Annotated in this window: 13 protein-coding genes; all 13 read left to right on the forward strand. The window is 63.1% G+C overall.

Annotated features, from left to right (window positions below):
- Nucleotide 1: 1 nt before the first annotated feature.
- The 13 genes from HRU82_19070 to HRU82_19130 all read left to right on the forward strand — a co-directional run bounded on the left by HRU82_19070 (nucleotide 2) and on the right by HRU82_19130 (nucleotide 10,765).
- Nucleotides 2-742 (forward strand): hypothetical protein, encoded by a 741-nt coding sequence (locus HRU82_19070; protein QOJ36920.1) that lies wholly within the window; start codon nucleotides 2-4, stop codon nucleotides 740-742.
- Nucleotides 739-1,491: a hypothetical protein gene (locus HRU82_19075; protein ID QOJ36921.1), complete on the forward strand. Its 753-nt coding sequence runs from the start codon at nucleotides 739-741 to the stop codon at nucleotides 1,489-1,491. Before HRU82_19070 ends, HRU82_19075 begins: the two co-directional genes overlap by 4 nt.
- Nucleotides 1,488-2,786, forward strand: coding sequence for a DUF4255 domain-containing protein (locus HRU82_19080; GenBank protein QOJ36922.1), 1,299 nt, complete (start codon nucleotides 1,488-1,490; stop codon nucleotides 2,784-2,786). The genes HRU82_19075 and HRU82_19080 overlap by 4 nt, the downstream gene beginning before the upstream one ends.
- Complete coding sequence (locus HRU82_19085; GenBank protein ID QOJ36923.1) at nucleotides 2,783-4,714, forward strand: ATP-binding protein; 1,932 nt, start codon at nucleotides 2,783-2,785, stop codon at nucleotides 4,712-4,714. The genes HRU82_19080 and HRU82_19085 overlap by 4 nt, the downstream gene beginning before the upstream one ends.
- Nucleotides 4,711-4,965, forward strand: coding sequence for a hypothetical protein (locus HRU82_19090; protein ID QOJ36924.1), 255 nt, complete (start codon nucleotides 4,711-4,713; stop codon nucleotides 4,963-4,965). The genes HRU82_19085 and HRU82_19090 overlap by 4 nt, the downstream gene beginning before the upstream one ends.
- Nucleotides 4,962-5,120 (forward strand): hypothetical protein, encoded by a 159-nt coding sequence (locus tag HRU82_19095; protein QOJ36925.1) that lies wholly within the window; start codon nucleotides 4,962-4,964, stop codon nucleotides 5,118-5,120. Before HRU82_19090 ends, HRU82_19095 begins: the two co-directional genes overlap by 4 nt.
- Nucleotides 5,121-5,189: 69 nt before the next feature.
- Entirely contained in the window at nucleotides 5,190-6,059 is an 870-nt protein-coding gene (locus HRU82_19100) for a DUF4157 domain-containing protein (protein QOJ36926.1), read from the forward strand.
- A gap of 673 nt (nucleotides 6,060-6,732) precedes the next feature.
- The gene (locus HRU82_19105; protein ID QOJ37272.1) at nucleotides 6,733-7,740 is read left to right on the forward strand and encodes a DUF4157 domain-containing protein; all 1,008 of its coding nucleotides are present in this window, start codon (nucleotides 6,733-6,735) and stop codon (nucleotides 7,738-7,740) included.
- Nucleotides 7,741-7,755: 15 nt separating this feature from the next.
- The gene (locus HRU82_19110; protein QOJ36927.1) at nucleotides 7,756-8,406 is read left to right on the forward strand and encodes a hypothetical protein; all 651 of its coding nucleotides are present in this window, start codon (nucleotides 7,756-7,758) and stop codon (nucleotides 8,404-8,406) included.
- 31 nt (nucleotides 8,407-8,437) lie between these two features.
- Nucleotides 8,438-8,797 carry a LysM domain-containing protein gene (locus HRU82_19115; GenBank protein QOJ36928.1) on the forward strand — a complete coding sequence of 120 codons (360 nt, stop codon included), beginning with the start codon at nucleotides 8,438-8,440 and terminating at the stop codon, nucleotides 8,795-8,797.
- Complete coding sequence (locus HRU82_19120; protein ID QOJ36929.1) at nucleotides 8,790-9,914, forward strand: hypothetical protein; 1,125 nt, start codon at nucleotides 8,790-8,792, stop codon at nucleotides 9,912-9,914. The genes HRU82_19115 and HRU82_19120 overlap by 8 nt, the downstream gene beginning before the upstream one ends.
- Nucleotides 9,911-10,426 (forward strand): baseplate assembly protein, encoded by a 516-nt coding sequence (locus tag HRU82_19125; GenBank protein ID QOJ36930.1) that lies wholly within the window; start codon nucleotides 9,911-9,913, stop codon nucleotides 10,424-10,426. Before HRU82_19120 ends, HRU82_19125 begins: the two co-directional genes overlap by 4 nt.
- Nucleotides 10,427-10,441: 15 nt before the next feature.
- The gene (locus HRU82_19130; protein ID QOJ36931.1) at nucleotides 10,442-10,765 is read left to right on the forward strand and encodes a hypothetical protein; all 324 of its coding nucleotides are present in this window, start codon (nucleotides 10,442-10,444) and stop codon (nucleotides 10,763-10,765) included.

Raw genomic sequence — 10,765 nt, forward strand, 5'->3', positions numbered from 1 at the left:
GATGACGCAGCAACCACAGGCGGGCCTGCCGTCCGCAACCGTCCTCGATCTGTGGGAGCAGGGGGTGAACCGGCATCCGCTCGACCGGGCCTTGCTCCTCTTGCAGTACGCCTGTCCTGAGGAGTCCTTCGAGTCCCTCTGCGACTGGTCGGTGGGGGCGCGCGATGCGAGGTTGTTGGCACTGCGCCGCGCCACCTTCGGGGATCGAATCGAGAGTTACGCCGAATGCCCTGATTGCCGCAGCGGCCTCGAATTCGACCTCTCCTGCGAAGGACTGCTGGGCTCGGCGGCCACCTCCAGCTCCATCTGGGCCACCGTGGAGCAGGGCGGTCGCTCTTGGGAACTGCGCGGACCCACCAGCCGTGACCTCGCCGATGCTGCCGCCGTACAGGATCTGGAAGCGGCGCGCCGCCTCATCCTTTCGCGCTGCGTGCGCCGTGGGGCGCAGATGTTGGACCTCTCGCAATGGACGGACGAGCTGCAGGAAGCCCTGACGGGACGGCTGAGTGAAGTCGATCCGTTGGCCGAGATCCTGATCGACCTCTCCTGTCAGGTCTGCGGGCGACAGTGGCAGAGCCTGTTCGATGTTGCCGGTTTCCTCTGGCACGAAGTTCAGGTGCGTGGCCGAAGGCTGCTGCAGGAGATCGATCTCCTGGCCCGCACCTATGGCTGGACGGAAGGGGAGATCCTCCGTTTGAGCGAACAACGCCGCAGCCTCTATGTGGGGATGGCACTCTCATGAGCGATTTCCTGACCAGACTCATTCAACGGCAGACCGGAAGCCTGCCCACCGTCCAACCGCGTCCTCGTTCGATGTTCGCACCGGCGACGGATCAGCCGGGCTTCTCGATCGTTGATGAATCGGCGATGGCGGAGCCTGCTCCGGCGGAGGTGCTTAGGCGGATGCCCGAAGCGCCCAGTCGCGTCGCTCCCACCACGCCATCGACCTCAGCCATCGATGCGCCGTTACCTGCAGGGACTCCGGTGGGTCGAATCCAGGCCGCTCCTGTCATCCAGCCGCCGCCCGTGGCCGAGCCATCGCCCACGGCAATCAGGGCGGAAGGACGCGCCGCCAGGAGCGAGGTCACGAGTATCGAACAGCAGCCTCCGCTCCGTACCCGCTCACTGCCTGTGGCCCCTGCGGGACCGGAACCGAACCGTCGATCGGCGGAGAACCGGCCTGAACGATCTGGTCGGACAGAGGTGGTGGAGAGGCCTCTCATGACGCCTCCATTGCTGTTGGTACGGTCGCCGCACGCGCAGCCATCACTTGCTCTGTCGGCGCCGCCCTCGCTGTGTCCGGCCGAACAGTCGGGACAAGGGCCCAAACAGGGTCAGCTGAATGAGGAGCCTCCCGTGCAGGTCACGATCGGACGTATCGAAGTGACGGCGCAATCGACGCCGGCCTTCCCCAAGCGCAAAACCGGTTCGCGACCACCGTCCATGTCATTGGAAGACTATTTGGCGCGCCGCCATGGGGGGCGGGCATGAGCACGGCATTGGCCATTGCAGGCGTCACGGCCGTTCTTCGGGATCTGCTCAACGACGGCTTGATCAACCACAACGTGAGCGGCCTCTTGGGCAGCACCGTGACGGTGAGCGCCTTACCGCCGGATCGCGTCGTGCCGGTCAACGGCACCGAAAGCACCCAGCTGAATCTGTTTCTCCATCAGGTCACCTTCAACACAGGTTGGCGCAACCATGCCTTGCCGTCCCGCGACGGATCGGGAACGCAACGGCTCAGCAATCCGCCGCTGGCCTTGGACCTCCATTACCTGGTGAGCGCCTACAGCGCCGAGGAATTGGGGAGTGAAATTCTGCTCGGCTATGCCATGCAGCTGCTGCATGAGACGCCGGTGCTCGATCGCAAGGCCATCACGACCGCGTTGAATCCGTCCCCCGCCGTGGATAGCAATTTGCCGCCTGCGCTCAGGGCCTTGGCCGACTGCGGGCTGGCCGATCAAGTAGAACAGATCAAGATCGTGCCCGACCCCTTGAGCAGCGAAGAGATGTCCAAACTCTGGACGGCCGTGCAATCCCATTATCGACCCACCGCGGCCTACGTGGCCACGGTGGTGTTGATCGAATTGGCCAAGCCGACGAAGCCGACCTTGCCGGTGCTCAGCCGTGGCCCGGTTGACCCGGTGACCAAACGGGATCAGGGCGTGGCGGTACAGGCCGATCTCTTGCCGCCCTATCCGACGATCCAGACCATACGGTCCAAGGACGGGCAGCCGACTGCCGTGCCGGGCGCGACGGTGGAAGTGACCGGGCACCATTTGGACGGCACCGGGCGCGCCGTCGTCTTTGTGAATGACCGTTTGGATGTCATGCAGGAAGTTGCAGCGCTGGCGGGCGACTCGCCCACGTTGCTGGAGGCCGCGGTCCCCGCGCTTCCTGTGGGGTTGTATCACGTTGCAGTGAAGGTGCTGCGTCCGACCGAGAGTCAACCCAGGATCAGCAACCATTTGGGGTTGGTGCTCGGACCCGAGATCACCACCGCCCTCCCCATGACGGTGGCCAGGGATGGGAGCGGAAATGCGAGCGTGACTGTGACCTGCGCACCGGATGTGCGGACGGGGCAACAGGTCTCTTTATTGCTCGGCGACCGAGAGCTTTTGCCTGAGGCCTGGTCCGGTCCTGCAAGCTCCTTCACCTTCGTCGTGGAGCAGGCGCCGGTCGGCGAGCATCTCGCGCGTCTGCGGGTGGACGGCATCGACAGCCCCTTGATCGGCCTGGCGGCCCAGCCGCCGGCGTTCTTCGACTACCGCGTGAAGATCACATGAGCGAGCGAACGGCATACGAGACCTGGGTCGAAGACAACCAACGTTGTTTGGTCGAGGAATTCGACCGGTTGAAGACTAGATTCGCCGGGGGAGAACCTGCGGAGGCCGGGAGGTCGGCCATCAACGACATCGATGACAAGCATGCGTCCCATTCCGCGATCGACCTGGTGACCCATCTGTTCGGCTTGAGCCGATTCGAACGAGATCTCTTGTTGCTCTGCGCGGGAGTCGAGATGAACGCCGAATTGGCACGGGTCTGCGGCGACGCCCTGGGTGGCAGCCATCGCCCTTCCGTCACCTTCGGCTTGGCCCTGGCTGCGTTGGAGAAACCGCACTGGAGCGCCCTGGCCCCGATCGGACCGCTGCGCCGCTGGCGCCTCATCGAACTCGATGAAAGTCAGGGCCTGACGCAGGCCCGGCTGCGCATCGATGAACGGGTGCTGCATTATCTGGCCGGCGTCAATTATCTCGATCCGCGCCTGCGGCCGCTGCTGCGAATGAGGCGGGCCGGTGAATTGCTGGCAACGGCCCATCGAGAGACAGCGGCCTCGGTCCTGTCCACACTCCAGACAGAGGGGGCGCTGTCGAGCCTGGTTCTGTTGACCGGCGACGATCTAGAGGGGCAGGGCGACGTGGCGACCTCCGTAGCCTCGGCTCTCGGCCTGCACCTCTATGTTCTGCCCGCATCGATGGTGCCGGCCACGCCGTCGGAGATCGAAGCGCTCGCCGTCTTGTGGCAACGGGAAACCATGCTCCTCAACGCGGCGTTGGTGGTGGAATGCACGGAGCGTGAGGTGCCAAAGCAGGTGAGCACCTTCATCGATCAACTCGGCGGCCTTATCTTCGTAACGGGTCCCGAGTTGCCCACGTTTCACCGGACGGGTATCTCGGCCGAGGTGAATCGTCCGCAGGCAGCCGAGCAACGGCTCCTCTGGGAACAGGCGCTGGGCGGGGACGCGGCCTTCGTCAATGGTTCGCTGGATGGGGTCGCCTGGCAGTTCCGTTTGAGCGCGGGGACTATTGCGCAGACCGGGGCGCAGTTGCGCCGTCGATTAGCCGGGGGTGAACGCCCGGAGGGACTGCTCTGGCGGGCTTGCCGCAAGGCGGGCCGGTTGAAACTCGATGAGTTGGCACAACGGATCGATCCGGCTGCCGATTGGGCGGTGCTGGTCTTGCCGCCGGCGCAAGTTACCACGCTCCGAGCCATGGCCGCGCAGGTACGGCATCGGCTGACCGTCTACCAGGACTGGGGATTCGGCCATCGCAGCACGAGAGGACTGGGCATCACGGCCCTGTTTGCCGGGGAGAGCGGGACCGGCAAGACCATGGCCGCCGAAGTGTTGGCCAACGAACTCAACCTGGATCTCTACCGCATCGACCTCTCGGCCGTCGTGAGCAAATACATCGGCGAGACCGAGCGCAACTTGCGACGCCTGTTCGATGCGGCGGATGAGAGTGGAGCGATTCTCCTCTTCGACGAGGCCGACGCGCTGTTCGGCAAACGCAGCGAGGTGAAGGACAGCCACGATCGGTACGCCAACATCGAGGTGAGCTACCTGTTGCAGCGCATGGAGGCCTATCGCGGCCTGGCGATCCTCACAACCAACATGAAGGCGGCGCTCGATCAGGCCTTTCACCGCCGGCTACGATTCGTCATCCAGTTTCCCTTTCCCGATGCCTTGCAGCGGGAGGCCATCTGGCGCAGCATGTTCCCCGCGGCCACACCCACCGACGGGTTGGACTATGCCAAGCTCGCCAAGCTGCACATGGCCGGTGGGAATATCCGAAACATCGCCCTGAATGCGGCGTTTCTCGCCGCGCATGCCGGAGAGTCGGTGCGCATGGGGCATCTGCTGCAGGCGGCGCACAGCGAGGCGGCCAAACGAGACCGGCCGTTGTCGGATGCCGAAACGAGGGGATGGGTATGAGGCGCGTCATCGTGAAGATCGATCAGCTCGCGCTCAAGGGGTTTCGCTATGAAGACCGGCATGCGATCGCGCAGGGGCTGCAAGAGCAGCTGGCGCTGTTGTTCGCGGAACCGGGCATGGCGGAGCGGCTCGCGAGCCTGGGCGATGTTCCGCACCTTCGGACGAAGGCGATCTCGATCCCCGGCGAGGCAAGCCCGCGCCTGACCGGTACAGATGTCGCCGACGGCATTGGTAAAGGCTTGATGCGATGAGCAAGACGGCCGCGCTCCAAACGACCAGCCGCGCCGCGAGTAGTCCGTCGTCTGGGTACCTCCTTCAGCGTGCCTGCGCCTGTGGGGGAGCTGCGGGACTCGCCGGAGAATGTGAGGAGTGCAAGACGAAGAAATTCTTGGGCAAGCCGCTGTAGACGAAACTGGCAGTCAGCCAGCCGGGCGACGAATTCGAGCAGGAGGCAGATCGGGTCGCGGAGCAGGTGATGCGGATGCCGGACGCCGAGCTGAACAGGCAGCACCGCGATATCGGGACTCCGCTGATCCAGCGTCGAGCGACAAGCGGCGACACTGGGGTGATGGAAGCCCCGCCGATCGTCCACAATGTGCTGAACTCACCAGGGCAGCCGCTCGATGCCGCAACCCGGGCCTTCTTCGAACCTCGTTTCGGCCATGACTTCAGCCAGGTGCGGGTGCATGCAGATGCAGAAGCTGAGGCATCCGCGCGGTCCATCAACGCTCGTGCCTACACGGTTGGGCATCACATTGCTTTTGGCACCGGGCGGTTTGCTCCGGGGACAGGTGAAGGGAATCGGCTGCTTGCGCATGAATTGAGCCATGTTGTGCAGCAGGCAGGTGAACAGTCCACGATCATGCGGGTCTGTGACTGTGCGAGTTTCGGTGGTCGGCAACCGGATCCGACGGACCCGCGGGAGGCCGGTGTGAGTCAGGCATTTCCTGGGCTCGTGTCGGGGGATTGGTGTGTCATCGAACCCTCCACGCCGACATATAACTGTTTTGCCTGGTCCGTTTCCGACAAGACGCAGTGGCTCGATCCTGTGCCCCAGATCGATAACCTGTACGGCAATGGGGATAGCAAGCCGTCGTTCGCCGACTTTGATGCGTTTTATGCGCAGACCCATGACCTCTATCCGCAAACCGCACCGGATTCGAATACCCTCGTGGCCCTCTTTGCCAAGGGGACGATTCCGGTACATGCGGCGCTCACGGCCGGCGCAGAAACATGCGGTACGGTTCCTTTCACCAGTAAGCTTGGTCAGGGCCCTCTGATCGCGCATGACCTCTACCAGCTCGAGGGTGCCGTCTACGGAAAGGCTGTGCGTTTTTACGGGTGACGATCGCCGCGCTTGGATGTCTTATGGGGTAAGGGGCAGGATGAAAGCCGGACTGTATCTTGGACAGGCAGGCATTCCAAGCTTTGCGGTGACGCCGACCCGCGAACGCATGCTGCAGCGAGCCTGTGCCTGTGGCGGGTCGGCCGGCTTCAGTGGAGAGTGTAAGGAATGCAAGAGCAAGAAGCTTCTTGGTGGAGCGATGCAGGCGAAGCTGGTCATCAACGAGCCGGGCGATGCGTACGAGCAAGAGGCGGATCGGGTGGCGGAGCAGGTGATGCGGATGCCGGCCGGTGGGGCTGATTCTCCGATCAGATCGTCCGGTGCCCTGGTGCAACGGCGTCTCTCCGGAGAGGACGGCCTGTTGAGCCGCGCTGCCGGGGAAGAATCGACACCGGTCGGGGAGCAACCGGCCTCCGACGGGGCTGCTCCGAAAGATGGTGTGACCGACGAAGGTGGCAGCCGCTGCCCGAGTTGGCGTGGCGATCCGGAGAGCATCAGCAAACGGGCCGCCGAAACGTACGTGCAACACGACATCACGCCGACTTCGCAGGCGAGGGTGGAAAAAATCACCTGCGAGCCGCCGATCGCCAACGGGAACTACGGCTGCTTCGTGCATTTCAGCGACGGCCTCGTGGTCAGGGTCATCGTTCGCGCGAGGGACATCGTGGTCGGCATGGGGCCGGGACGGCTCGTCACCGAAACGCCGCCCGCCGCGACGCCGCTCTGTTTTTACGACTACCATTGTCCGGATGGGTTCCTGGTGCTGACCAAGCGGGAATGCAAAAGCGCCAAGTCGTCGGCGCCGCACCCTCCCGGCGCACCATCGGCGATGGTGCAGCGGCGGGGGGCCTCAGGTCCGGCCGTTCCAGACACTGCGCCGCCGTTGGTGCAGGACGTGTTGGCGTCGTCTGGTCGCCCGCTGGATCGGGCGACGCGCGGTCTGTTTGAGTCGCGCTTCGGGCACGATTTCAGCCAGGTCCGTATCCACGCCGATGCCACGGCGGCGGAGTCTGCGCGATCGGTTAATGCCTTGGCCTACACGGTGGGACGGGATGTGGTCTTCGGCGCCGGACAGTATTCGCCCCATACTCGCCCGGGGCAGCGACTCTTAGCCCATGAACTCGCTCACGTCCTACAGCAAACCGGTAAATCCGTAAACGTCACGCATTCTGCTACAGCACACCACGATCCTGTACCGGTTCTGACAACGGCGAGGGTTCAAGCGAGCGATGCGCACGGCGGCTTAATCCAACGCCAGCCAAAGACGGACGAACCGGCTTTCCGCAATCTGCCCATTTTTTTGGAAAGGCTCAAACTCGATGTAGACAACAATCTGCTCGATTACGGACATCACCTCTATCAAGCCGCGATTCTGCATCCCGACGAACCTGCCGTCCTGCAAAATGCCCTGGGCCGTTACGCGCTGGGCTTGAACGTGTTGAAGGACAGTTACCGCTTTGCCGGAGTCAAGCCTGACATGGCTGACAAGCTGGCGCTTGGCACCGGGATTTTCTTCAAAGGCCTGACCTTCCGACGACAGGGTGAGTTGACCTTGGATTTTCAGGTCGATATCGGGCGCGGCGTGAAATTCGAAACTAATTTGACTCTGGGCGTCAATCCAAATGATTTCACGGATGTGCAAAAAGCCGGCTTGAATGTCGGCCTTGTGCGGCGTTTCTAACGGAGTCACAGGATCATGAGCACCTTTCCCGGTTCCCCCAAACTTCTCAAGGGCGGCCTCGTCTTGATCGATCCCGCCACGGCGCAGGTCCAACGGATCATTGTGCTCCAATACAACCCGGACTCGCTGAGTCGCACGCTGCAAGTGCAGGGCGCCGGCGAGGGAGGGGACCGGTCGGAGGCGCTGCGACTGAAGGGGCCGGCGGTGGAGACGATCAAGCTCGAGGCGGAAATCGACGCGACGGACGGGATGGAGCAGGGCGATGCGGTTGTCGGGGAGGCGGGAATTGCGCCCCAATTGGCGGCGCTGGAGACCCTGCTCTATCCGAGCACGGGCCAACTGACGACCAACCACACCCTCTCCAGTCTCGGCACCTTGGAAATTCTTCCGATGGAGACGGCCCTGCCGCTGTTCGTGTTCGGCCAGAACCGTGTGATTCCCGTGCGGGTGACTGAGTTCAGTGTGACCGAAGAGGCGTTCGACCCCAATTTGAATCCGGTCCGAGCGAAGGTCAGCCTAGGGATGAGAGTGTTGTCCATTGATGACGTGGGCTTTACGCACAAGGCCGGGAGCCTGTTCATGAGTTATCTGCAGCAGAAGGAAGGGCTGCGGGCGAAGGCCCAAGGTGGCACGCTGGGAGCGCTCGGACTGACGGGCATCTCTTGAGACAGGGCTTGGATGAGAGGAGGGAACACAGGTGAGTGATCCATTACAGGCCTTACTGGACAGTGCCTTGAAGGCCAATTCCTTTCCGCCAACCAGCCGGTATTACAACGTGAAGACCGCCTCTCTCGTGACCGCCGACGGCACCATGCTCGTGTACTTGCGACGCCGCTTCGTGCCGGGGAGCGATCGATTCACCGTGGTGCAGCAACACCGGGTGGCGGGCGGCGAGCGACTGGACCATCTGGCGGCCACCTATCTGGGTGATCCGGAGCAGTATTGGCGGTTGTGCGACGCGAACGACGCGGTGCGGCCGGACGAACTCACGGAGACCCTCGACCGCCGCATCGATATTGCGTTGCCAGAGAATACAACGGGAGTTCCCGGTGCTTAAAGGCATTCACCTGACAGTCCTCGCCGGGCCGGTGGTGCCCTTTCCGGTTCCGCAACCGGTCCTGGAGGCCTTGACCGACGTCGAGGTGACGAGCGCAACCGGAACTGCCGGCGGGTTCCAATTGAAGTTCACGATTCAAAACAAGTCGCCGCTGCAGCAGGCGTTCCTCGTCGCGGCGACCCGGATGCCGCTCATGCGCGTGGTCCTGGTGGCGACGATCAACCTCATCCCCCACGTGCTGATGGATGGGGTGATCACCACCCAGGAAATCAGCTCCGGCGAGCAGCCGGGGGAGTCGACGCTCACGATCACCGGCGAGGACTTGACCAAGGTCATGGACCTCCAGTCGTTCGACGGATTGCCGTTTCCTGCCATGCCGGTGAATGTGCAGGTCATGACCATTCTGGCGAAATATGCGGTGTTCGGAATGATCCCGCTCGTGATTCCACCGATCGTGTTTGATGTGCCGATTCCCACGATGCGGATTCCGTCCCAACAAGACACCGACCTCAACTACATCCGTGAGCTGGCGCATAAGGCCGGCTATGTCTTCTATGTCGAGCCGGGACCGGTCCCCGGCACCAATACCGCCTATTGGGGCCCGCAGATCAAGGTCGGGGTGCCGCAGCCGGCCTTGAACGTCGACATGGACTTCGATCGCAATGTGGAGTCGCTCAACTTTCAATTCAACTCGACCAAGAAGGATCTCCCGATCGTGATGATTCACAATGCGCTGACGAAGGTGCCCATTCCCATCCCGATTCCCGACATCAACCCGCTGCAACCGCCGCTGGGTCTGGTGGGACCGCCGGTGACCAAACTGTCGATCCTCAAGGCGACGGGGAAACTTTCCGCGCCCGAAGCGCTCGGTGAGGGCCTGACGGCGGCGAGTGAGTCGATGGAGGCGGTGACCGGCAGCGGGTCGCTGGATGTGGCGCGATACGGCCGGCTGCTGAAGGCTCGCAGCCTGGTGGGAGTACGCTGCGCAGGGCTGGCCTTTGACGGTTTGTACTATGTGGACAGTGTCACGACGACGATCAAGCGCGGGAGCTGCAAACAAAATTTCCGTCTCACGCGGAACGGATTGGTCTCCATCACACCGATGGTGCCGGTATGACAGACACACACAAATACTATGGCAAGTATCGCGGGACGGTGCTGAACAATATCGATCCCATGCAGATGGGGCGCTTACAGGTGCAGGTGCCGGATGTGGCGGGGTTGATTCCGACCTCCTGGGCCATGCCCTGTTTTCCCGCCAGCGGCAAACAAATGGGTGTGTACATGCTGCCGCAGATTGGGGCGGGGGTGTGGGTGGAGTTCGAGCAGGGGAATCCGGACTACCCGATCTGGAGCGGCTGTTGGTACGGCAGCGTGGCCGAGGTCCCGGCCCTGGGGTTGGCGGGTATTCCGGTCAGCCCGAACATGGTGATTCAGACGGCGGCTCAGAATGCCATCGTGATCAGCGACGTGCCGGGCCCGACCGGCGGCATCATGCTGAAAAGCGCGACGGGTGCCACGCTGATCGTCAACGACACGGGCATTTACATTCAAAACGGGAAGGGTGCGATGGTGACGCTCGTAGGCCCGGCGGTCACGATCAATAACGGCGCCCTCACGATTGTCTGAGTGGGAGGGAATCATATGCCGGGATTCTTACTGCATCTGGGGGCGACGGTGCTGTGCAGCCATGCCGGGCAGGCGACGCCGGTGGCGCCGAATCCGCGTGTGTTGGTGAGTGGGCAGCCGACCGTGCCGATGACTAGTCTGTATGCCGTCGCGGGGTGCACGTTGCCGCCGCCTCCGTCCGGCAACGGTCCCTGCGTCACGGCCCAATACGTCACGGCCGCAACCAGGGTGACCAGCAACGGCTTGCCGCTGCTGTTGATCGATAGCCAAGCGATCTGCACGCCCTCCGGGACGCCGCTGCTCGCGACGGTCACGCAAACCAGGGTCACGGGAGTCTGA

Origin of the sequence: Nitrospira sp. (genome assembly GCA_015709715.1) — a bacterium.
In the GTDB taxonomy this organism is placed as follows: domain Bacteria; phylum Nitrospirota; class Nitrospiria; order Nitrospirales; family Nitrospiraceae; genus Nitrospira_A.